The sequence below is a fragment of the Paenibacillus sp. NPDC058177 genome (genome assembly GCF_042883835.1).
In the GTDB taxonomy this organism is placed as follows: domain Bacteria; phylum Bacillota; class Bacilli; order Paenibacillales; family Paenibacillaceae; genus Paenibacillus_AQ; species Paenibacillus_AQ agri.
The window spans coordinates 1,538,425-1,561,064 of record NZ_JBHVVB010000001.1; the positions used below are offsets into that span (position 1 = coordinate 1,538,425).

26 protein-coding genes are annotated in these 22,640 nt (G+C 46.7%); 7 read left to right on the top strand and 19 right to left on the bottom strand.

From position 1 onward, the window contains the following. Nucleotides 1–12 precede the first annotated feature (12 nt). The 6 genes from ACFVU8_RS07295 to ACFVU8_RS07320 all read right to left on the bottom strand — a co-directional run bounded on the left by ACFVU8_RS07295 (nt 13) and on the right by ACFVU8_RS07320 (nt 6,082). The gene (locus ACFVU8_RS07295) at nt 13–786 is read right to left on the bottom strand and encodes an ABC transporter ATP-binding protein (protein ID WP_387426560.1); all 774 of its coding nucleotides are present in this window, start codon (nt 784–786) and stop codon (nt 13–15) included. 18 nt (nt 787–804) lie between these two features. Beyond that, nucleotides 805–1,833: an ABC transporter substrate-binding protein gene (locus tag ACFVU8_RS07300; RefSeq protein WP_387426562.1), complete on the bottom strand. Its 1,029-nt coding sequence runs from the start codon at nt 1,831–1,833 to the stop codon at nt 805–807. A gap of 32 nt (nt 1,834–1,865) precedes the next feature. Next, on the bottom strand, nt 1,866–2,648 hold the full coding sequence (locus ACFVU8_RS07305) for an ABC transporter permease (RefSeq protein WP_387426563.1): 783 nt from the start codon (nt 2,646–2,648) through the stop codon (nt 1,866–1,868). A 48-nt stretch (nt 2,649–2,696) separates the two neighbouring features. Beyond that, nucleotides 2,697–4,064, bottom strand: coding sequence for an LLM class flavin-dependent oxidoreductase (locus tag ACFVU8_RS07310; protein WP_379466068.1), 1,368 nt, complete (start codon nt 4,062–4,064; stop codon nt 2,697–2,699). 46 nt (nt 4,065–4,110) lie between these two features. Continuing rightward, nucleotides 4,111–5,100 (bottom strand): aldo/keto reductase, encoded by a 990-nt coding sequence (locus tag ACFVU8_RS07315; RefSeq protein WP_379466069.1) that lies wholly within the window; start codon nt 5,098–5,100, stop codon nt 4,111–4,113. 121 nt (nt 5,101–5,221) lie between these two features. Beyond that, entirely contained in the window at nt 5,222–6,082 is an 861-nt protein-coding gene (locus ACFVU8_RS07320) for an ankyrin repeat domain-containing protein (RefSeq protein WP_066369978.1), read from the bottom strand. Nucleotides 6,083–6,313: 231 nt separating this feature from the next. On the opposite strand from ACFVU8_RS07320, the gene ACFVU8_RS07325 reads away from it, so the two are divergent. Continuing rightward, nucleotides 6,314–6,853: a GNAT family N-acetyltransferase gene (locus tag ACFVU8_RS07325; RefSeq protein ID WP_379466070.1), complete on the top strand. Its 540-nt coding sequence runs from the start codon at nt 6,314–6,316 to the stop codon at nt 6,851–6,853. 27 nt (nt 6,854–6,880) lie between these two features. Here the strand turns inward: ACFVU8_RS07325 and ACFVU8_RS07330 are convergent, their stop codons facing one another. The 7 genes from ACFVU8_RS07330 to ACFVU8_RS07360 all read right to left on the bottom strand — a co-directional run bounded on the left by ACFVU8_RS07330 (nt 6,881) and on the right by ACFVU8_RS07360 (nt 11,523). Beyond that, nucleotides 6,881–7,177: a serine hydrolase domain-containing protein gene (locus ACFVU8_RS07330; protein WP_379466384.1), complete on the bottom strand. Its 297-nt coding sequence runs from the start codon at nt 7,175–7,177 to the stop codon at nt 6,881–6,883. After that, the gene (locus tag ACFVU8_RS07335) at nt 7,111–7,605 is read right to left on the bottom strand and encodes a serine hydrolase domain-containing protein (protein ID WP_387426564.1); all 495 of its coding nucleotides are present in this window, start codon (nt 7,603–7,605) and stop codon (nt 7,111–7,113) included. The genes ACFVU8_RS07330 and ACFVU8_RS07335 overlap by 67 nt, the downstream gene beginning before the upstream one ends. A gap of 93 nt (nt 7,606–7,698) precedes the next feature. After that, nucleotides 7,699–7,875, bottom strand: coding sequence for a hypothetical protein (locus ACFVU8_RS07340; RefSeq protein WP_379466072.1), 177 nt, complete (start codon nt 7,873–7,875; stop codon nt 7,699–7,701). 17 nt (nt 7,876–7,892) lie between these two features. After that, a complete protein-coding gene (locus ACFVU8_RS07345) occupies nt 7,893–8,957 on the bottom strand; it encodes a serine hydrolase domain-containing protein (protein WP_387426565.1) in 1,065 nt (354 codons plus the stop codon). Nucleotides 8,958–9,152: 195 nt separating this feature from the next. After that, entirely contained in the window at nt 9,153–10,019 is an 867-nt protein-coding gene (locus ACFVU8_RS07350) for a MetQ/NlpA family ABC transporter substrate-binding protein (protein ID WP_175374721.1), read from the bottom strand. A gap of 53 nt (nt 10,020–10,072) precedes the next feature. Next, nucleotides 10,073–10,741: a methionine ABC transporter permease gene (locus ACFVU8_RS07355; RefSeq protein ID WP_066370004.1), complete on the bottom strand. Its 669-nt coding sequence runs from the start codon at nt 10,739–10,741 to the stop codon at nt 10,073–10,075. Then, nucleotides 10,738–11,523, bottom strand: coding sequence for a methionine ABC transporter ATP-binding protein (locus ACFVU8_RS07360; RefSeq protein WP_387426567.1), 786 nt, complete (start codon nt 11,521–11,523; stop codon nt 10,738–10,740). The genes ACFVU8_RS07355 and ACFVU8_RS07360 overlap by 4 nt, the downstream gene beginning before the upstream one ends. Before the next feature lie 295 nt (nt 11,524–11,818). Between ACFVU8_RS07360 and ACFVU8_RS07365 the strand changes: the two genes are divergently transcribed. Together ACFVU8_RS07365 and ACFVU8_RS07370 are read left to right on the top strand one after the other, a co-directional pair. Beyond that, nucleotides 11,819–13,165 (top strand): LLM class flavin-dependent oxidoreductase, encoded by a 1,347-nt coding sequence (locus tag ACFVU8_RS07365; protein ID WP_387426568.1) that lies wholly within the window; start codon nt 11,819–11,821, stop codon nt 13,163–13,165. A gap of 254 nt (nt 13,166–13,419) precedes the next feature. Next, the gene (locus ACFVU8_RS07370) at nt 13,420–14,400 is read left to right on the top strand and encodes an alpha/beta hydrolase (protein WP_379466076.1); all 981 of its coding nucleotides are present in this window, start codon (nt 13,420–13,422) and stop codon (nt 14,398–14,400) included. Between the two features lie 77 nt (nt 14,401–14,477). Here ACFVU8_RS07370 and lgt read toward each other — a convergent pair whose 3' ends face one another. The 3 genes from lgt to ACFVU8_RS07385 all read right to left on the bottom strand — a co-directional run bounded on the left by lgt (nt 14,478) and on the right by ACFVU8_RS07385 (nt 16,562). Further along, a complete protein-coding gene (lgt, locus tag ACFVU8_RS07375) occupies nt 14,478–15,275 on the bottom strand; it encodes a prolipoprotein diacylglyceryl transferase (RefSeq protein ID WP_387426569.1) in 798 nt (265 codons plus the stop codon). 61 nt (nt 15,276–15,336) lie between these two features. Then, a complete protein-coding gene (locus tag ACFVU8_RS07380) occupies nt 15,337–16,122 on the bottom strand; it encodes a M56 family metallopeptidase (RefSeq protein WP_387426571.1) in 786 nt (261 codons plus the stop codon). Nucleotides 16,123–16,130: 8 nt separating this feature from the next. Then, entirely contained in the window at nt 16,131–16,562 is a 432-nt protein-coding gene (locus ACFVU8_RS07385; RefSeq protein WP_379466079.1) for a BlaI/MecI/CopY family transcriptional regulator, read from the bottom strand. Nucleotides 16,563–16,769: 207 nt separating this feature from the next. On the opposite strand from ACFVU8_RS07385, the gene ACFVU8_RS07390 reads away from it, so the two are divergent. Continuing rightward, nucleotides 16,770–17,324, top strand: coding sequence for a GNAT family N-acetyltransferase (locus ACFVU8_RS07390; protein WP_387426573.1), 555 nt, complete (start codon nt 16,770–16,772; stop codon nt 17,322–17,324). Between the two features lie 218 nt (nt 17,325–17,542). Further along, nucleotides 17,543–18,973 carry a family 43 glycosylhydrolase gene (locus ACFVU8_RS07395; protein WP_387426575.1) on the top strand — a complete coding sequence of 477 codons (1,431 nt, stop codon included), beginning with the start codon at nt 17,543–17,545 and terminating at the stop codon, nt 18,971–18,973. 115 nt (nt 18,974–19,088) lie between these two features. Here ACFVU8_RS07395 and ACFVU8_RS07400 read toward each other — a convergent pair whose 3' ends face one another. The 3 genes from ACFVU8_RS07400 to ACFVU8_RS07410 all read right to left on the bottom strand — a co-directional run bounded on the left by ACFVU8_RS07400 (nt 19,089) and on the right by ACFVU8_RS07410 (nt 21,540). Continuing rightward, the gene (locus ACFVU8_RS07400) at nt 19,089–19,763 is read right to left on the bottom strand and encodes a class I SAM-dependent methyltransferase (RefSeq protein WP_387426576.1); all 675 of its coding nucleotides are present in this window, start codon (nt 19,761–19,763) and stop codon (nt 19,089–19,091) included. A 175-nt stretch (nt 19,764–19,938) separates the two neighbouring features. Beyond that, nucleotides 19,939–20,760, bottom strand: a complete 822-nt coding sequence (locus ACFVU8_RS07405; RefSeq protein WP_387426577.1) for an SDR family oxidoreductase — start codon at nt 20,758–20,760, stop codon at nt 19,939–19,941. A 183-nt stretch (nt 20,761–20,943) separates the two neighbouring features. Next, on the bottom strand, nt 20,944–21,540 hold the full coding sequence (locus ACFVU8_RS07410; protein WP_379466084.1) for a TetR/AcrR family transcriptional regulator: 597 nt from the start codon (nt 21,538–21,540) through the stop codon (nt 20,944–20,946). 208 nt (nt 21,541–21,748) lie between these two features. Here ACFVU8_RS07410 and ACFVU8_RS07415 point away from each other — a divergent pair, with 208 nt between their 5' ends. Beyond that, nucleotides 21,749–22,324 (top strand): ribonuclease domain-containing protein, encoded by a 576-nt coding sequence (locus ACFVU8_RS07415; protein WP_387426579.1) that lies wholly within the window; start codon nt 21,749–21,751, stop codon nt 22,322–22,324. Beyond that, a complete protein-coding gene (locus ACFVU8_RS07420) occupies nt 22,321–22,593 on the top strand; it encodes a barstar family protein (RefSeq protein WP_387426580.1) in 273 nt (90 codons plus the stop codon). Before ACFVU8_RS07415 ends, ACFVU8_RS07420 begins: the two co-directional genes overlap by 4 nt. The last annotated feature ends 47 nt before the right edge of the window (nt 22,594–22,640 follow it).

The following is a 22,640-nucleotide window of genomic DNA, read 5'->3' on the forward strand; positions in this document are numbered from 1 at the left end:
TGCATTGATTTCTCAAATGGTAAATTCAAGACTGTCCGAAGACTTCACTTCATGAATAGCCGCATAGATATCGTTCTGAATTTTCAGTAGCTCAATGTCGTCTCTCTTACGCGGACGATGCTTCGGCACTTGAAAGATCTGATTGATCCGCCCCGGTCGCGGGGATAGCAGTATCACCCTGTCCCCCAGAAACACTGCCTCTGAAACGTCATGGGTGACGAACACGACCGTCTTCTTTTCCGCTTCCCAGATGTTTAACAGATCGTCCTGCAGTTGCAGCCTCGTCAGATGGTCGACCGCGCCAAAGGGCTCATCCATCAGCAGTACCTCAGGATTGTTCGCCAGTGCCCGGGCAATACCCGCCCTCTGTTTCATACCACCTGATAGATGATGGGGATACTTGTGCTCAAACCCCGACAGCCCAACCAGATCGAGATACCGCTGGACTGCCTCTCTACGCTCACTCTTGGCAACCCCTCGGAATTCAAGACCCAGCTCGACGTTCTTATATACCGTTCTCCACGGATATAACGATGGATCTTGAAAAACAACACCACGTTCAATTCCCGGTCCCTTAAGTCTCTTTCCGCCGAACCATACCTCTCCCGAAGTAGGCAGCTGGAGTCCGGCCAGAATTTCAAGAAGCGTGCTCTTACCGCAACCGCTTGGACCAAGAATACTGAGAAACTCCCCGTCTTCGATCGTTAGATTAATATCCGAGAGCGTCTCCGTTGGAGTCGCCCCCCCGTATACCTTAGATACGCCACGGATTGAGAACCCCTCCATACGATCACCTCGCTCCATTTATTTTTTCGGAATAAATCTTAGATCCAACAAATTCTTAACATCATAAATTTTATCCTGAAAGCCAAGCTCGACTTGGATCTCCTGCGTATCCTGCAGCGCCTGCAAATCTACGTCCGGGTTGTTCTCCCAGAGCACGTCCTCGCGTGCGAACGCCTTATCAGCTACGACCGTATCTACCTTCACATTTTCGAGGAAATATTTCTTGTATTCATCCAGATGGCTCTTCGCATATTCCTGGGACTTAAAGTATCCACTCAGCAGCTTCTCTACGAGGTCCGGGTGCTCCTTAATAAAATTGTCACTTGAAACTAGCACGCCAGTATGGAAGGTCGGCAGATAATCCCAGCCTCTGGCGAGGATCTTGCCCTTTCCTTCACTCTCTGCAAGAGAAGCGAATGGCTCATGAATGATAGTCGCATCCACTTGTCCTGAAGTCAGGCTCGCATATGCCGCATCATTTACGCCGTTGGCCAGATACGTAACGTCGTTCTTGCTTAAGCCGTGTTTTTTTAGAATCGTTTGGGTGTATACGTCAAGACCGCTGCCGAGTGCTGCTGCCCCGACCTTCTTGCCCTTCAAATCCTCGATGCTCTCAATTCCCGGCTTTGCAACCAGATAGAACGGTCCCTTTGTACGGAACATCGACGAAACGATCTTGAGCGGTGCTCCCTTGCCAGCAGCCACAATAACGTTCGTCGTCGCACTGTCGGCGATATCAACATCATTACTTGTTAGAGCCTCAATCGGGTTCTGCGTAGAGATCAGTTCAACATCCAGCCCTTCATCCTTGAAAAATCCCTTCTTGATTCCGAACCGTACGGCTAAGCCGCTCACTCCGTTAAAAGGTGCGTATTTAATCTTCTGAAGTCCGGCTGAAGTGTTATCCGACGCTGAATTTGTCGATGTTGGTTCACTCGAAGCTTCAGAAGCAGCCCCTTGTGAGGCATTGCTGCTGCCGCAGCCTGCGACAACGAGTGCAAGCGTAAGAGTCAAAATTCCGGTTCCTATCCATTTTCTCTTTAACATGGTTTCTTTATCCTCCTATAATTAAGGCTTCTTTATGAAGATTTCCATTTAAGCACAATCCGCTTTTCCAGCAGATCGATTACAGCAATAATAAGCACGGAGATCACCGTCACGATCGTTATAATCGCAAAGGCCTTCGCCGTATCATACAGAGACGTCGCTTGCACCAGCAGATTGCCGAGTCCGTCCTTCGATGCCACCATCTCACCGAACAATGCACCGACAAGCCCCGTTGCCGCCGATACCCGCAGGGAAACGAAGATGGTTGGTGCTGCTGACGGAAGAATGACCTTCATAATCGTCTGCAGCTTGGAAGCCTCGAACACTCTGGCAACCTTGAGATGAGCTTCTGCTGTCTGCTTGATCCCAGTAATGGTATTGAACGCAATCGTGAAAAAGCAGAAGAGAAATACAATTGCGATTTTGTGCGACAACCCAATACCGAGCCAAAGCATTAGCAGCGGAATAATCGTTACCTTCGGGATGGCAAGAAGCGCCGAGAGGAACGGCCGGAAAAACACTTCCGCGTGCGGGATAAGTACGAGAAGCATTCCCGTTGCGACTCCAGCGAACGCACTAAGCAGATAGCCCGCAGCGAATTCCTTAAGCGTAATAGCTAAATGATGAAAGATTTCACCATTCGAAAACAGTTTGTAGATCTCTTCGATCACTTGTGTTGGTTTCGACAGATACAAACTGCCGACAATTCCCGCCCGTACGAGGTATTCAATAATGCCCAGACAAGCGATCAAGAGCACGATTTGTCCAATTAAAATACGCCATCTATAGCGATTCCTATGATTCTGGTTGCTCATATCATTCTCTCCTTCTTCCAGCCCGCCGCCTTGCAGTAGCTTCTTCCGTTACTCGCTTGCACCTTCCAGCGCTGCCTTTCGGGAAAAGCGGTTCTCCGGGCGGGAAAGGCCGAAGTGTCCTTGGAACGTATCACCTTCATATTCCGTACGGAAAAGTCCGCGGTCCTGAAGAATCGGTATAACTAAATCAATGAAGAGATCTATTCCACCCGGCATATATGGAGGGCAAATATTGAAACCGTCGGCCGCTTTTTGAAGAAACCATTCTTCCATCTGATCCGCGATTTCCTCTGGATCACCGACAATAAGCAGATGACCTCTTGATGTAGCGGCGAAGTAGTGGAACAATTCACGCACAGTGATGTCCTCATGGCCTTCCGCTCGCTGTGCCAATTCGACAAGCCACTTAGTTTCGTCGCCTGAGAGGGTCGATAATGATAAATCCGGCAACGGTCCATCCAACGGAGAAGGGGATAAATCGATGCCAATTCTTGCCGACAGAGGTGCTAAATCGTAGTTCGTCACGAGCAGACTATTAAGCTCCCGGTACTTGGCATGCGCTTCTTCCTTGGTATGTCCAACGAGAGGAACAAGGCCCGGGAGAATGAATACCTCATCGGGATTTCTGCCATACTTTACGGCCTTTGATTTGACCTCAGCATAGAACTGCTTGGACACCTCAAACAGAATTTGTCCCGAGAAGACAGCACTTGAGAGCTTGGCGCCAAGATCGCGGCTGCGCTCCGATGTTCCAGCGTTCAGGAGTGGAATTTGTCCTTGCGGGGGCCGGGCCACGTTCAATGGACCAGCGACGGAGAAGTGTTCCCCTACGTGATTGATTCGGTGCACCTTGCTTCCGTCTACGAACACACCACTTTCCTTGTTACGGACAAACGCGTCATCTTCCCATGAATCCCACAGCTCCTGCACAATTCCCACGAATTCTTCCGCATAATCGTAACGCTTGGAGTTGTCCCAGTGCTTCTCACGGCTATAATTCTGCGCCGCACGCCCATCTGCGCCAGTGACAACATTCCATGCCAGCCGACCACCGCTTAGGTAATCAAGCGACGCTGTCAGGCGTGCAATCGTATAAGGCTCCGAGTAAGTCGTGTTTGCCGTGACGATAAGACCGATTTTTTCTGTTACCGCCGCGATGCTGGCAATCATCGTGAACGGCTCGAGACGAACCATCTGTGAAGGAAAAGTATGCTGCATATCCGGGCTTGTCGCCAGAGCATCCCCTAGAAAGAAGAAGTCGAACTTCGCTTCCTCCAGTCGCTGTGCGACCCGATGCAAGAACTTGGGATCGAACGCTCCATCCGTTACCGCTTCCGGCAGCCGCCAGCCTGCTGGATGGTAGCCCGTTGAGAACAGAAACAAGCCGAGATGGAGTTGTCGCTTGGTTTGAGTCATGATGTTCATCCTCCTGAATTTATTTTTTCTATATGAATAGTATGTTTTAGATCGAAAAGAGGCCAATACTGCGGGAGATACGGTCGAGCTCTGCAAGTTCCTCCAGCGTCAGCTTCTCTTCGACATGCTGCAATGCGTCCCGAATCTGTTCCGGCTTCGACGCTCCAAGAATAGCAGAGGTTACATAAGAATGACTTAGCACCCAGGAGAGTGCGAATTGAGCCAGCGTCCATCCTCTTCCCTCCGCCAGCGGTGCAATCTTGTCCACTAGCTCATATGATGGATTGGATTCGAGCAGCAGCTCCAGCCTTTTCTCGCCCAGCGCGAGCCTGGAGTCAGTTGGAGGTGCTTCACCTTGGCGATACTTGCCGCTTAGAATCCCCCTGCCCAGCGGGCTGTAACTAATAATGCCAACGTTCTCGGATTGAACGAAGGGTACGAGCTCCCGTTCAATTCCTCTTGTTATAAGACTATACTCCGGTTGGACACTCTCGAACCGATGCAAATTATGAAGCGCGCTAACTCCGTGCGCCTTCGCCAATTGCCAAGCCGCATAGTTGGAGCAGCCCAGATAGCGGATCTTGCCCTGCTTAACCAGATCGTCAAGTGCCCGGAGCGTCTCTTCGATCGGTGTCTCGGGATCAAACGAGTGCACCTGATAAAGATCAATATGGTCAGTCTGCAGCCGGCGCAGGCTGTTCTCCAGCGCTCGATAAATGTGGTACCGGCTCTGTCCGCCATCATTAACACCCGGTCCCACAGGAGCAGTGAACTTCGTGGCAAGCAGAATGTCATCGCGGCGACCGCGCAAGAGGCGGCCCAGAATGGCTTCGGATTCGCCAAGTCTTGAATAGTCGAGCGTATCCATCCCGCTTCCGTACACATCCGCAGTGTCAATCAGGTTAATCCCTGCTCCCAGAGCCGTATCTAGTACCGCTCCAGATGCTTCCTCATCAATCCATCTCCCGAACGCCATTGTTCCCAGGCTGACTTCGGATACCTTCACACCCGTTCTGCCTAATTTTCTATACAGCATTTTATTATTCTCTCTCCTTTGGATACAACAAAAAGAACAGACATCGAGCGCGCTTCACAATTTCAGCGTCTCTCCGTCTGTTCGGTCGAGTTGTCGTATGTAAATTAATGGTAGTCCCTAATCAAATTTGCAGTAAATTCGCAGAAGCTGTATGACCAAGAGAGATTGCTAGTTCATAAGGCGTTTCACCACTAGCGTTCTTCTCTGTCTTATCGGCTCCATAGCTGAGGAATTTCTCAATAAGCGGCACGTTATCAAAATAAGCCGCGACATGCAAAACATTGAAGCCTTTTCTCAGTTCGCCTTCACACTTGGCATGAATGTCTGCTCCAGCCTCTATCAGCAAGTCCACGAGATGCCCGTATCCACCGAATATGGTGGCGTGAATTGCCATATTGTTAAGACTGCCATCACGACTGCGAGCATGAATGTCAACACCGTGACTAAGCAATAGCTCAACTGTCTCGGTATTTCCAAAGTGTGCGGCCAGAGAGAGTAGCGGAAATCCGTCGTGACTGTAGCTGTTCAGCAGCTCCGGGGAACGATCTAGCAGCTCTTTTACCCGTGAGCTATACCCAACGGCTGCGGCTTCGAATACGTTCAGCTTGCCCGCTCCGTTCTGAAGCAGCAGCTCTTTAATGTCATTTGCCCTCATGAACGTAGCCAGCAGAACAGGAGTTTCCCCCTTTTTATTACTAGCGTTCACTAGACTTGCATCCTTGTGAATCAGTTCAGCAACCTTGTCGATGTCTCGAAGCTTAACCGCTTCGAACATCTCATTGCGCAGTCGCTGCAGGTTGTCAGCCTGTTCCCTTGCCCGCACCAACAGGTCATGGGAAGCGCGCACTCCCATATTCACAAAGTGGGCGACCGCTCGCGATCGATTGGATTCGAGCCCCGACTCGACAAGCAGATCTACGGCCTTGATGGCCTCTTCGTCTAGTCTGATGGAGAGCACTGCGGTACTTTTCTTCTTTGGCATGATTCTCCTTATCGATTACATGTAATTTAAATTACAAAATTACTATAACATGAAGCTTAAAATTTGAATAGCCTTAAATTCATATTATTTTACTTTGATTTATTCGAGTGAAATGAGCAGCAACAAATTTGCTACTCTCTCGTATATATTTTCATCAAGATTGATTTAATTACGTCCAAAAAATATGCTACTGCAAAGCGGTGAACAATATTTTTATAAGGAGGCGCAATAATGATATATTTTGAGACAGCGAGATTGCTATTTCGTGACTGGGAAGAAGCAGACTTAGAACCATTTAGCCGACTAAATGCGGATGAAGAGGTTATGACCTTTTTTCCTAAAACCTTATCCTTCAAAGAAACAACTGCGTTCTATCAATCCATAATCTCCGAGTTTACAGAGTGTGGATTTGGGTTGTACGCTGTAGAAGTAAAGGAACAGAAAGAGTTTATTGGTTTTATAGGATTTCATAAGGCAACCTTTGAGGCGGATTTTACACCTTGCGTAGAAATTGGATGGCGGCTGAAAAAAGAGGCATGGGGAAAAGGATACGCGACTGAAGGAGCCGCAGCCTGCTTACAATATGGATTTAACACATTGGGTTTTAGCGACATTTATAGTTTTACTGCCGACGTGAATACTCCTTCAAAGAATGTAATGCAAAAAATCGGCATGAATTTTAGCTCAACCTTCAATCATCCGAAAGTTGAGCTAGACAGTCCTTTAAACAAACATGTTCTATTTCATATTAATGCTGCTGAAGCGCGATGAAGGGATATCCAGTATTGCTTTCGTTCACTAGACCATCGACTTCATTATGTAATCTCGCACGAACGCCAAAGGTTTGATGGTATTCTCCAGCGTGCTTGTAAATACAATTACCGTTTGCAGACTTGGGATGACAATAATAAATTGCCCGCTTCTTCCCATCGCAAAAATCATTCTGTTGTTCATAGAAAAATCTTGCTGATCAGAGTCTACCTTTGCTCCCCACCAATGAGAAGCGTAATGGCCAATATAATCATAAGTCAAAAAGCGGGGCTCCGTTGACTCCTTAACCCACTCTGCAGATACAATCTGCTTTCCCTTCCACATTCCTTCCTGCAAATACAACTGACCAATCTTGGCCAGATCATACGGGAGCAGCCGAAGACCATCTGAGCCATAACTGATGCCTTTTGCATCCTCAAACCAGAGTAATCCTCAATTCCTAACGGCCCCAATAAATATCGCTCAGCAAAAGCAGATGTTTTCATGCCCGTAGCTTTCGTAATAATCGCAGACAGGACATGAGAACATCCTGAGTTATAATTCATTCGACTGCCCGGTTCATCCACCAGCGGCCTGTCTAATACAAACTTTACGATATCGTGGACAAACATAGACGGCATGTAATTCCATTCCCCAAATTCCGGCCAGTCCAAGCCGACGCTCATCTGCAGCAGGTGCTCAATAGTGATATCTTTCTTGCGAGTGTCTACCTGTTTATCCAAGATTTTCGGAAAATAATTCTCCAACGTCATATGAAGCGAAGGTATGAATCCTTTCTCGATCGCGATCCCGATTAGAATGGAGATGATACTTTATCGAGTTTGTCCAGATACTCCTGATCCATGTTATGCTTCTCTGGACTTGATATCGGCCAAGTGTTTTTCTTTTGCACCGAAGTAGATCCTCTCATCACTTTTATTAGCCTTTTCCCATACGAGTGTTGTTCCAGACCTTCCAGGTCTGAGCTCCTTGCACAAAGACAAAATGAACATTATATCCGTTGATGATGATTGCCAGTTCACTATGTCCACCCCCCTATTTATTTTTTAAAATATTTCGATCCTATCACCTGTTCCGCTTTCCAATGAAGCTCCCATATATTGCAGGTCTGGTTCCCCAGTATGACACTTGTCGTCTCGGTCTCTGGATAGTAGGCCAACATTGCGGCTACTCCCGCATTAGAACCGTCCTTGTACATGCGCATAAGCTTTCCTGCTTGATCATAAACAAAATGAAAACCATAGCCGTTGATGATGCTTCCCCATTCATATCTCCGTACGTGCTCCGTTTGCGGCTTCATGATTTCTTCTGTCATCTCAGCAGATAACAACTGCCCATTTACCAATGCTCGCATGAAGAGATCCAGATCACCTACGGTCGTAAAGGCTCCCCCGTCAGAGGTACCTATTGGAGGAAATGAATAGATATTCTTTTTCCATGTAATTTCGTTATTCTTGTTAAAAATCGCAGCATAGCCTTCGGCCACCGCACTGTCGCCCTCATCTTTAGAGGAAAAAGATGTATTCTTCATGCCGCAAACCCGAAAAATGTACTGCTCAACAAAGTCCCGATAGCTCGTATTGGTTACTTTTTCGATGGCAAGACCTAGCAGGACGTACGCACAGTTGTTATAGCTGATGTCCGTTCCCGCTTTGAACTTTGGCTCTTTGTACGCGAACTGCGGGATGAAATCCCCGCACCCTCTTATCGCATAGTTAGGCTTCTCTATGAAGAGCTCTTCGTAGCTCTCCCCCAGTTCCTCGTCTGCGTCGTCAGCAATGCCAGAAGTGTGGGTAAGCAAATGCCTGATCGTAACATCTGTTGGAATTTTAGTACCCGTTAAATCGATGATATCCGTAATTCGCTCATTAAGCCCCAGCCTCCCCTGCTCCACAAGCTGTAGAATGGCCACTGCCGTGAACAGCTTCGTAACAGACGCCGTATCGAACATCGTGCTGATTGTATTCGGAATTTTGAAGCCTCTATGTGCAAAACCATACGCACGTGCGAACAAGGTGTGTCCCCTACCTTTAATCAAAGCAGCCCCTGCAAAATGATGCTCCTTAGCATACACGTTAAATAACGCATCCAAATGTTGTTCCATAGTATATCCCCCTCATAACATCCATTACTTAATTTTACTAATCAGTGCACTATATGTATTGGTAAAAAATACTTATATCCGTTCTTGATCAATCTTCGCTTAACTCCCCACAACGCAAAAAACACCGGCCGCTCTGCCACCAGGCAGAACGAACCGGCTTTTAATTTGACTGAGTGCGCGAAGCGCCAGCTGTCATTAGAATGCAGGGACAACCGCTACACCGTACTTGTCTTCAATAAACTTCTTCACTTCAGGCGAGGTTAGAGCCGCATCGAGTTTTTTGATATCATCGCGGTTTTCATCGCCACTGCGTACAACGATCACGTTGGCATAGGGAGAATCGGCGTCTTCACGGAAAAGTGCTGACGCCGGATCCAGGCCCGACTCCAGAACAATATTTGTGTTAATCAACGCGCCGTCCAAATCCTTCAGCGCTCGCGGAAGTGTAGGAACATCAGCCTCAACAAACTTCAAGTTTTTCGGATTTTCTACAATATCCTTTGGAGTAGCCTCATATGTAGTAAGTCCGTCTTTCAGCTTAATCAGACCTTTTTGCTGAAGCAATACCAGCGTTCGGTATTCGTTGGAAGGGTTGTTCGGGATACCAATTTGTGCACCGTCTTTCAGTTCATCGATAGATTTGATCTTCTCCGAGTAGAATCCGATCGGCTCCACATGAACCTTTGTTGTCACAGCAAAGTCATAGCCTTGCTCGCCCTTCACGGAATCAAGGTACGGTACATGCTGGAAGAAGTTCGCATCAATCTGCTTTTCCTTCAGCGCCGGGTTAAGCTGCCCTTCATCATCAAAGACAACGACATCCAGATCAATACCTTCCTCCGCCAGCTTTGGCTTAATGAAGTTCAGGATCTCAGCATGCGGTACAGCAGCCGATCCAATCTTGAGCACTGTCTTCTTAGCTGGTTCTTCCGCTTTGGCCGGGGTGTTAGCTTTGCTCTCCTTAGTGCCGCCATTGTTTGAGCCAGAACCGCAAGCGGTCAAAGCCAGCGTGAACAAGAGAATAAGTGCAGATGTCACTACATACGATTTTTTCATTTTCATTATAAATCCCTGCTTTCGTTTAAAGTATAGGTCCATTTCATGAAAACTGTTCTCTAGTCCATTTTGAAACGCTTGCGTTCAATCCGCTTGGCCGTATAATCCCCGGTCCACTGGATACTCTGCACAAGTAAGATAATAATGAGGACGGTGGCGAATAAGATGTCCTCCCGGAACCGCTGGTACCCAAAGCGAATGGCCAGACTTCCCAGTCCCCCTGCCCCGATCGCTCCGGCGACAGCTGTAAACTCTGTAATAGCAATGACAGCGATGGTCAGCCCGCGTATGAGTGCAGGCAGCGCTTCAGGAATAAGTACCCGAAAAATGATCGTAAATGGCGAGGCACCAATCGCTTTGGCTGCTTCAATCTTGCCTGTATCAACCTCCTTGAGAGAATTCTCAATAATTCGTGCCAGGAATGGCGCTGCAGCGATGGACAACGAGACAATAGCCGCAGTCGGTCCAAGCGATGTACCAACAATAAGTCTGGATAACGGAAGCAGTAAAACAATCAGTATGATGAATGGCAACGATCGTACTGTATTAATGAAGGTTCCGATGACTTTATGTACCGCTGGAGCCGGCAAAATTCCTCCTCTTTCCGTCACAACTACACTAATGCCCAAGGCAAGCCCCAATAATATCGCAAAGATCGAAGACCAGAACACCATATATAACGTTTGTCCCAGACCCTCCAATAGCAACTCATACAGATCGTCCTTCATATGCCTGCCCCTACCCCCTCCACGGCGAATCGCCTGCTCTGATACTGATGGATAATGTTTATAAAGCGCTGGGCCGTCTGACTCTCCGGATTGAAGAAGAGCTTATCGACCGTACCTGTCTCGACGATCCTCCCTTTCTCGATAACCGCCATCTGATTGCAGATATGCTGCAGCACATCCAGCTCATGTGTGATAAGCAAGATCGTCAACCCCAAGTGACGGTTAATGTCCTTCAGCAGTTCCAATATGGAATAGGTTGTCTCCGGATCAAGCGCCGAAGTCGCTTCATCACTCAGCAGCACAGTAGGGTCATTAGCAAGCGCGCGGGCAATTCCGACACGCTGCTTCTGTCCGCCGCTAAGCTGTGACGGATAACTATTCTCCTTATCAGACAGCTGAACCAGATCCAAAATTTCTCTTACCCTTGTGCGAATATGCGCCTTGTCATATCCCCCCACCTCTAGCGGGAAGGCCACATTCTGGTAGACTGTTTTGGCATCTAGAAGGTTGAACTGTTGAAAGATCATCCCGATCTTCTGCCTTGCCTTGCGAAGCGCCGCACCCTTCAGTGCTGTGATCTCCTCGTCGCCGATCAAGATGCGACCCGTGTCGGGTTCTTCAAGCCGGTTCAGACAGCGAATCAGCGTAGATTTACCAGCGCCGCTAAATCCGATAATTCCGAAAATATCCCCTTTTCTAACATTCAACTGAATATTGTCTAGCACCTGGATAGAGCCTTGCACCGTGTTATAACTCTTGCTAAGTCCCTCAACGGTAATCAATGCTTCAACCTCCCTCTCGCTTAATCTTGGCTGTCACTCAACAATACATATGGTATGGACCTACACTGCATTAGTTCTTAGACGAAGCCAATCGATCATTTACGAACAATGATAACTATTCCTAGTGTTTTGGTGTGTTTATTTCCAAAGTATAGGATCACATCTTCCAAACGTCAATAGTTTTAAAATAAAATTCTATGTAAAGTTTAAATTGACACGAGATCCATAAAGCGCTAAATTAAATCCAACTATTCTTATTGAATTATTTTATACTCTAGTACGGAGGATGAATAAGATGACCGATAAACGACAAATCAAGCTTTCTGCCTACCTGGTCGGTACGGGGATGCATACAGCCTCCTGGAGATTGCCGCAAGCACAAGCAAACTCCAGTATTGATATCGACTACTATAAGAAACTGGCTCAGACCGCAGAGCGCGGCAAATTTGACATCGCGTTTTTGGCGGACAGTCTGGCCATCAACGAAGTCTCTCATCCTAATATATTGAATCGTTTTGAACCGATCACACTTATTGCAGCTTTGGCTGGGGCCACCTCTAAAATCGGGCTTGTCGCCACCGCCTCCACGTCTTACATCGAGCCGTTTAATCTGGCGCGCCTGTTGATGTCGGTTGATCATATCAGTAAGGGACGTGCAGGCTGGAACATTGTCACTACCCGGGATTTGTCCGGCAATACTGCCCGGAATTTTAGTGCAGAAGAACATTTGGAGCACAGCCATCGATATAAGCGGGCATCGGAATTTCTGGAAGTGGTGCAAGGGTTGTGGGATTCCTGGGAGGATGATGCTTTTGCATACGACAAAGAGAAGGGCGAGTTTTTTGACACGGCCAAGCTTCATCGTCTGAATCACAAAGGGGAGTTCTTTTCAGTAGAGGGGCCGCTTAATATTGCCCGGTCACCACAAGGCCATCCGGTGCTCGTTCAGGCCGGAACTTCTGATGCAGGACAGAGCTTCTCTCTCCAGCTGGCTGAAGTTATTTTCTCCATCAAACATCATCTTGAAGATGCACAGGAATTTTACCGCTCTTATAAGAGCCAATTGGCGCAGCATGGGCGGGATCCTGAGAAGGTATTCATTTTACAAGGGATCTCACCTATTATTGGGAAAACGGAAGAAGAAGCCGAGCAGAAACGGCGGCAGCTTGAATCACTCATCACGGAAGAGGCTGGCCTTCGCTTCTTGTCCGATTATTTTCCGAATATAGACTTTAGCGGCTACACTCTGGCTGCAAAAGCTCATGAGCTTGGACTACATACGGTTCAGCTATCCAAGTCCGATTTCAAAAAGCATCAGCCGATCATCGCCCGTGATAATCCGACGCTGCGGGAGCTGTATTCCTTACTCACTGGAGCATTCAGCAGTAACGATCTGGTCGGTACGCCAGAGAAAATCGCGGATACGCTGGAACAATGGTTCCAGGAAGAAGCCGCTGACGGCTTTATGCTAATGGCCCCGTCTTTACCGGACGGACTAGAGGATTTTGTTAACCTGGTCGTTCCGATTCTGCAAGCAAGAGGACTGGTTCGTACCGAATATGAGGGCAACACTTTGCGTGAGCATCTGGGTCTGTCCATTCCCGCTAGCCGCTATACGGAAGCTTTTTCATCTACTCTTTAATACGCGGAAGCTTGATCTTTCTGGACTTGGTCCACAGTTTCGAACAAATGTCAGATGATCATAACCTCATCGTTATATCCTTAAGCTGGGGCTCGTGTGCAGGTGTGCTTGCATATGGTGCCGCAGCTTTTTTTCGCCTGTTCATATTCAGTTCATATTAGAGTCATGAAGAGTACATATTCGTTGGTTAGACTTGTTGCAATGGCTTCTATACAAGCAGCTGAATATACAGATCAGGACAGGAGAAGATGACCGTGGCACAGACAGAGGTAGTGAAAACGAAGAATAGATCAAGAGCAAAAAAAATAGGGAGAATCACACTTATAGTAATAGGCGGGATTATTGCTGCCGTCGTACTTTTTCTAGCGATCACTTTTATTGCAGATAAAATTGGCAGTAAAACAGATGAAAAGAAAATAGAAGCTTATGGCCAGCTAGTACCTGTAGACGGAAAAAAAATGAGTGTATACATTGAGGGAACAGGCAAAGAAACCATTGTGCTGCTTCCCGGCTATGGAACTGCAGGACCAGCTCTTGATTTCAAACCGCTGATTGCTGAACTCTCCCCATACTATAAAGTAGTCGCCGTAGAGCCTTTCGGTTATGGATTGAGTGACCAGACGGATAAGGAACGCACTACAGATAATATTGTGAGTGAAATTCATGAAGCCTTGCAGCAGCTCGGCATTGATCGCTTCATTCTCATGGGGCACTCTATCACAGGCATTTACGGATTGGACTATGTGAACAAATATCCTGGCGAGGTCACTGCCTTCGCCGGAATTGATACCAGTGTACCTACACAAGGCGGAATGGACGCTAAATTACCAATACAAGAATTTAGACTTCTTAATAAGTCTGGTCTGCTCAGATTAATATTGAAGGTGGGCAGCGATCCTTATGCCTCTTTAGGCTATGATGAACATACTAGAGAACAATTAAAACTGCTTTCGAACAGGAACAGCAACGAAGACACGACCTTGAATGAATTGAAGAATCTTTATAAGAATTTCGTGGATGCCCGCAAGTTAAGCTTCCCACCAGATTTGCCTCTGATCCTCTTTATCCAATCTAATAATACAGGTGTGAAAGACTGGACGGCTCTGCATGAAGAGCAAATTAAAGATTCCGTGCACGGTAAGGTGATCAAACTGGATGGAGATCATTATCTGCATCACACCCAGTCCAAAGTGATTGCTGAAGATTTCAGAAAGTTCATGGATGAAGTAAAATAAGGGGCGTTTATCCTCTTTAAAAGATTTTTAACAACGGGCCACTAGAATTAATCTAGTGCTCGTTGTTTTGTTATTCGTCAGTTTCCCTTCTCTGCACCGGAAAAATGTATTTTACCCCTGTCACGCAGCACAAGATACAAGATCATACCTACGCTAACTATAATCATGCCGAAGCTGGTCCACTGCCCTGCTGTCCAATCAAACATGTACCTTGGTGAATCTCCCCGCAGCCATTCCAGGTTAAACCGCCCGAACGAATACAGAATATTGTAGGCCAGGAACAATACGCCCGTCGGCCATTTTCTATTCTTCAGCAGAATCAGAAGGACGAATACAATCAAATCCCATTGCCCTTCCCATATTTCTGCCGGCCAAAGTGGCTGTGAACCATAAGCATCATACGCCATCGAACCCGGAGGGTAAACAAGTCCAAAGCCCGATCCGGTCGGTGAACCATACGCATCTCCGTTAAGGAAGCAAGCGATTCTGCCGAGTGCCTGTCCTAAAATAATAGCCGGGGCGAGAATATCTGCAAATTCCCAAAAGGATAGCCGATGCTTTTTCGTATAATAGATGATAGCGAGAAAACCGCCGACTAGTGCGCCTTGAATAGCAATGCCGCCCTGCCAAATGTACAAAATCTCCATTACATGCTGCGAATAATACCCCCATTGGAAAAAGAACACATGCCAAATGCGTGCAGTCACAATCGCACCCACAGCCACATAGGGCACTATATTAAAGATATGCTCACGGTATATGGTCCCTTTGGCCAAATAATGTGCCATCCCCAGTGCCAATAAAACTGCCAAAGCCACAATAACACCATAAGAATGAACTTCGTAATTTCCGATCGTAAATAAGACAACTCTCATTAGATTGCCCTCCCGTTAATTAAACTACAATATGTAGTACAATTGATTAAAAAAAGGGGATTTAGGCATCCCCGCTCAACATGAGCAATAGCAGTATTGATATCGAAGCAAGCAATGGTCTAAGCAACGCTATCTTGACCTTTACCGTCTGATCCGGCTCCAAAACCTGCATCATACGATAATTCATAGCGGATGCTGCAAAATGTACGGCTACAGCAGGCTGAATCTTCCCCCATTTGGATAGCTTCAGCAGAACTTTTGCCAGATGCAGCTCGGTTCCCATCCGGGTCATGACAAAACGGTCGGCGAGCAGCTCAGTCAAAGTCTCGTAATAGCGAAAGATCGGCTTCATGATCGGCCAATAGCCGAAAGCCTCCGTCAGCAGGGTCACCAGAAATAGCTTCACATTATCGCGGTTGCAGCAATGATGCCACTCATGCAGTAGAATGGCCTTCACTTCTTTGTCACTGAACCGTTCGAGGACATAGGTAGAGATGATTATTTTCGGTTTAAAAAGACCCAGCGCAAGTGCTACGAAGGCTTCGTCCTGCACAACCAAAATTTCTGTTTCCAGGCTGCGGTATTTGTAATTTAGCGTCTTAGTTAATTTATCGTGCTTCATGGAGCCGAACCGCTTGTTCCATTTTCGCGATAAATACGCTTGCGCAGTGATCCGCCAAATCGCCCGGACAAGCGTATAGCCAACAATCACATCAAATACCCAGTACAGCATGATGCAGGCTTTAAGCCCACTCTCTCCCACTTGTCTGGTAATGAAGATCCCCATCTGCACGCTAAACACTGCTATAAAGACCACCATTAATGTAAAGATCCATCTTAATTTCACACGAGAGCTCATTCTTTTTTTCCTCGTTTGAGCTCACCCAATTTGCGTTCCAGCTTGGCGATGGTCTCAGGATCTACCTCGTCCAGTGCATCAATCATGTGGCTTACGACAAGACTGCCGTATTCTTTGATTAACCCATGCGATACAGCTTTCGTCTGTTCGGACAGAAACTGTTCTCTCGATTGTACGGTACTGTATTGCGCCGCTTGAGTTCTGCCGGTTCCTACTAGTATTTTCTTCAGATGTCCTTTACTCTCCAAACGGTTCATCACTGTCATCACCGCGTTTACCGATATGGGACTTTCCTGATTCAGGATCGACTGTACTTCCTTGATCTTGAGGCCCTCGGAGGACCAAAGAATGTCCATAATTTTAGCCTCGAGCGGCCCAAAAAACCGATTCAGCCCCTCCCCGCCCACATTCATTTTCTTAATCTTCATGATCATCACGCTCCATCATACTACGGATTGTAGTATAATAACCTTCCGCTGTCAATCTGTGTGTAGTTAATCATTATATGGCTAGATAATAGCGGGTATAAAGATTAACTATATCGAAAATGTATCCATACCAATTGGCTTTAATAATTTAAAATGAGGAAGCGCATCAACGATTTACTCGTACACTTACATGAAGGAGGGTTTGTGATGAAAATAGAAGTTACCCTGACAGATCAAGACGAAGCTTACATTATCAAAAATTTATATCCTCTCTACTTATATGACTTATCGGGACATTATGGTCTGACTGAGGGGCATACCCCTAATATACATGGGATCTTTGAAGATGGTCTGGAGTTCAGAACATTAATGGATCAATACGATGTCCAGAACATCTGGTGGGAAAAACCGGGATGCCTGTATCCTTTTTTAATGAAAGTCGATAATATCCCCGCTGGATTTGCGCTAATTGCTACTCCTCCTCACTGTTCTGAAGGAACGGACTATTTTTTGAACGATTTCTTCTTGATGCAACCCTTCCGAGGAAACGGTATTGCCGAGCATGCCGCAGTTCAAGTGTTTGACCATTTCAAAGGTCAGTGGGAGCTTTTTACCAATCCGTCTGAGCGGAACATAGTTGGACACAAATTTTGGAGAAGAACGGTTTCGAATTATACCCTAGGGAATTACGCGGAAAATCATGGGAATACTTGGGATGGACATAAATTAATTTTCAGATTCAATAATCATCCATCAAGCTAAGAATGACATCATTAGTTTAAGATCCTCTCATTATAAAAGCGCTTACACATACTGTAAACTGATGTTGAATCATAGTTTACAGTATTTCCCATGTAAAATCCAAGGGGGTGGAGATTAGAAAATTATCGTTTTGTGGTTACCAAGCAGGCTTAGAGTAGGTATTCGAATCTGCAGATCGGGAATGTATTACCAATACATGTAACGAGGAGGTAACACTTATGAGAAAAAAATTTTTGCGTCTGCTTTTGACAGGAACCATGCTGTTGTCCGTTTTGCCTGCGTTCAGCCCCTCTTCCTCCGCAACGGCTGCCGACATCAAATCTGGGAATCCTATTTTCACTAGTATTTTCACCGCTGATCCCTCTGCCCATGTCTGGGCTGACGGACGAATTTATGTGTATGCGTCACATGATATTTTCCCTTCCAGGGGCAGCGACTTAATGGATAAATATCACGTCTTCTCATCAGACAACATGGTGGATTGGGTGGATGAAGGAGAGATTTTGCGTTCTGATGATGTGCCATGGGGACGTCCGGAGGGCGGTTTTATGTGGGCACCTGATGCGGCTTACAAAGACGGAACTTACTACTTCTACTTCCCTCATCCCAGTGACACGAATTGGAACAATTCCTGGAAAATCGGTGTAGCAACCAGTGATAAACCGGCCGCAGATTTTACCGTCCAAGGCTATATTCAGGGACTTCCCGGCAGCAATCTGATCGATCCTGCGGTGTTCCGTGATGACGATGGCAGTTACTACCTTTATGCCGGGGGCGGTGGGACAAGCTATGGCGTCAAGCTGGGAGCCGATATGGTATCGATCGACGGCCCGGTCAAGCAATTCACTGAGCTGCAAGACTTCCATGAGGCTTCATGGGTCTTCAAACGGAACGGTATCTATTACTTAATGTACTCCGACAACAATCCCGGTGCCAACAAGATGCGGTATGCTACCAGCAGCAGTCCGCTTGGACCATGGATCAATCGCGGCGTGATGCTGGACCCGGTTACCAGCAGTGAAACAACGCATGGTTCTATCGTGGAGTACAAAGGGAATTGGTATCTGTTCTACCATAACTCCAAAATCTCCTCAAACGGTACGCTCCGTTCTGTCTGTGTAGATCAGTTATTCTTCAACTCAGATGGAACCATCCAAAAGGTTGTACAGACCACCGAAGGTGTTCCAGCTGTCGGGCCACGTTCCAATGCTACGGAAGTAAAGTATTATGACTTAATTAACGAAAATTTTGATCAATACACTCAGAAGTCCGAATATCCGGTAACCAGCAGCAACGTATCCGTCGGAGGCGGGGCTGTTCTATCCGGTAACAGTGTTGAAAATATGCATATCAGCGGTTCCTACCTCCAGTTGTCTGGCATCAATGGGGGGACGAACGGCGGCAAGGCATTGCTTACCGTGCTTTATGCTTCCGGCGATAGCGGTGCGGCTTTTAAGGTAGACAGCAGCGGTGATACGGCTGGAGATGGTTACTTCCTCTCCCTTCCGGGTACAGGAGGCTGGGGTAATTACACTGGCCGGACTAACCGGCTCATCGATCTCCAACCAGGTACGAACAACGTGATTAAGCTGAGCGGTGGCATGGGTGGCGCTAACGTCTCGCGTGTGATCGTGTCACGGATTCCTTAAATTTCTTAAGCTAGAACTAAAGAAGATGCATCAGACGTTATTTCGGGGACTGCGACAGGTTGCTAATGGAGAGCCTTTTGCAGTCCCCTTGTGCCTCTTCACAGTTGAAATTCAATTACTTCAAGGCGAAGAATACCGTAAACTCGTTATAGCTATATACAACATTCACCTCTGTAAATCCGGCAGCACGCAGCCATGTTAGTTGATCTTCTACGGTAGCGTTGATGTCTTGCTTTCTTCGTAAGATGGAAGCTTCAATGGCTTGTTCTGCTAATCCTGACTTGCGCACGTCCTCTTCCCACTGTTCTTTATACCGATTATTGAAGTATGAGGAAGAACCCGCTGCCTGATCTGCATTAATGAAGATCCCGCCACTCGCGAGGTGATTAAATATCTTTTGAAAAAGAGTGCTTTTATCAGGGTGAGTTAAATGGTGAATGGATAAGGAAGAGAGAATAATATCAAATTGCTCCGTGAAAGGATAATTACAGTAATCGGCTGCTATGTACTGAACATTCGGATCATTTCCGAATCTTTGACGAGCCACCTTAAGCATCTCTTCGCTTATATCCACCAAGGTAAACTTAGCGTTCGGGTAGCGCTGTTTCGCAAATGAAGAGAATAGTCCCGTTCCTGCCCCCAGATCCAGTATTCGTGGCGTGTCTATCTCCGTGTTCATCCAAGAAACAGCTGCACCATAGAAATCATCAAAGCAGGGAATCAATTGACGCCGCTGCAGATCATAACTTTGAGCTACCGCATCGAATTGTGATTTAAGCAAATCGTTCATATAATCTCCACCCCTTCTCTTAAATAATGATGACAATTTCATTCTATAGACACGAGGTTAATTATGGAAATATATAAGAGCTATATCCTTAATAGGAATTATATATAGGGCAATCACACAAAATACACCGCCACAGCCTCTCGGCTAAATGACGGTGCATTGATCTTTCCGTGGATTACAAGTTATAGTTGGATGCCACTGTTTCCAAGTACTGCTCGATCGGAACAGACTTTCTGAAGGCTACCAGATCTTCAGTGGACTTACCGACAAGTGTGCGGAACTGGTTGCTTTCGCCTGTCGCCAGCTTGGCAATTGCATTTACGATTTCTTGCGGATCATCGGCTGGACTTTCAGCTGAACGCTCAAAACTTTGTTTTACTTTAGCGATAATGTCATCATAGGCTCGAATGTCTTCACTCTTGCTCCACACGATGTTGTTCAAGAAATTGTTACCTGCCGAACCGCCTTGTTCGATCAAGTGCAGCCCAATGTTGAGCGGCTTCAACTCATAGTACAATCCTTCTGTCAGCCCCTCCAAAGCAAACTTAGACATGTTGTACAGCGATCCAATTGGTACAGCTGAGGTCACACCCATGAGCGAACTGATGTTAATGAACTTGCCGACCCCATGTTCCCGAAAATGCGGAAGGAATCCGCGTATGACGTTGATCGGTCCCCGGACATTCACTGCGAACTGCCAGTCGATGGTCTCTTCATCGGCAAGCTCCAATGCACCGTAAGCCCCCATTCCTGCGTTATTGACAACTACATCAATTTTGCCAAAAGCTTCGGTTGCCTCCTGAACTGCGCTACGCACTTGCTCCACATCTGTTACATCCAGCTTGAATATTTTAATGTTGCTGTAAGTCGTCAGCTCAGTCTCTTTCTCTGGCGAACGCATCGTTGCTGCCACATTCCAGCCCAATTTCGCAAAATGAATCGCTGTTAATTTTCCCAAACCACTGCTTGTTCCGGTGATAAAAATGGTCTTTGACATCTGAATCTCTCCCTCGATGGTTTGATATTAAAAATTAGAATGAACGTTCACTCTAGATATTATGCGCTTCTCTGTTTCTTGTCAAGCGGGGGGACCTTGGATATTATGCCCAAGAAATAGCGATTGAATTACTCTAATCTGTAGTGAGCATTCATTCTAATTATTCCGAAAAACTGCCGTAATCTACGGCAAGAAAGCCTTCACTGTACTTACAGAGTTCCAGCTCGAAGAAACCGCCATTTCCAACACTTCAGACGTAAGCTTCAGGTTGCCTTGCAAGTGCCCTTTTACCAGAAATACAAACGTCCCCCAGTGCATCTGAACCATCAACCGGGCATCGCTCTGCTTGAAGATTTGTTGCTCCATAGCGTCGGCATACATCACAGCCAATGGGCCGCACCAGTTCTTCTCATAAGCAAACCTCTTGGATTCATCATAAATGTACGACGACAGAGAATACTGCTCCATGAACTGAAACGCCTCGGGATTGTCGACACTAGACTGGACAACCCTCTGCCAAGTTCTTTGGAAACGTTCGAAAAGATCCGCGCTGTCATTGAAGCCTTGAAGCACATATTCCGTCTGGTATTCCACGATACTGGTGTACAGCTCGTTGATAATCTCTTCTTTTCCCGAAAAGCTGTTGTAAATGCTGCCCATCGAAACTCCCGATTCACTGGAGATCAAGGACATGGAGGTCGCCTGTAAATCATGCTTGCTGAGAAGCCTGAGCGTTGTTTCCAGTACAGCTTTTTTAGATTTCTTATATTTTTCAAACATACCGCATATATCCCCCATTGAAATTTAAACAGTCATCATCTTGAACAGAATGATCATTCTAATTTTAACTTTTCAATATCGTGATGTCAACGGGAGTCCTGCTGGAGATAACAACATCACTTCCGAATCAACAGCGATACCACACTTTTTAATTCCTGATGAATTTGGTACACTTGGACAAAAAGATGAATAGAAGTGAGGTAACACCATGTTTGAAGGATTAATGCAACAACTGAGCCGCTGGTCGCGTTCCTGGCTCGCCGCGATGGCGGTTATTCTGGTCATTGCACTGACCGGCTGCGGAGAGACCAGCAACAACAACTCTTCAGCAGTCTATGAACCAAGTCCAACGTCATCCAGTCAAGCGGTAGCGCCCAAATCCACCCTTGCCCCGAAAGAGTCCAATACTTCCAAGGCACCGGACAAGTCCCAGGCTCCGCTTACGGGCTTCAAGGAGGTTTCGGATTATATCCGGCAGCATCATGCTCTTCCGGATAATTTTATTACAAAGAAGGAAGCCGAAGGGCTCGGCTGGGTAGCTGCCAAGGGGAATCTGAATCAAATAGCGCCTGGTAAAAGCATCGGCGGGGACCGTTTTGGCAACCGGGAAGGACTCTTGCCCAAAGCGAAAAACCGGATTTGGTACGAAGCAGACATTAACTATAAGAAGGGTTCACGCGGGGCAGATCGTATTCTCTACTCCAATGACGGATTGATCTACATGACTACCGATCATTATAAGTCGTTTACGGATATTACCAAGGAAGGCAGTGTCCCCGAATGAATAACGTTATGGAACTACGACAGTCTGAGGGAGACCGTTACGAGAACATACATGAATGGCTACAGCAAAGTCTTGAGCTGCCTGAGTGGTACGGTCGCAATTTAGATGCGTTGTGGGATTGTGTCACCGGACATCTCCCCTTCCCCCTGAAGATCATATGGATTGCAGATTCCGAGCACGGTGAACGTTATTCCTCGGTGATCGAGGTTTTCGAGGATGCTGCCGATCAATATGATGAGATAAGTTTCGACTATGTGACTGAACAGTAAGAATGTCTCTATGCAAAAATAAACAATCCACCGCTTGATGAGATCCC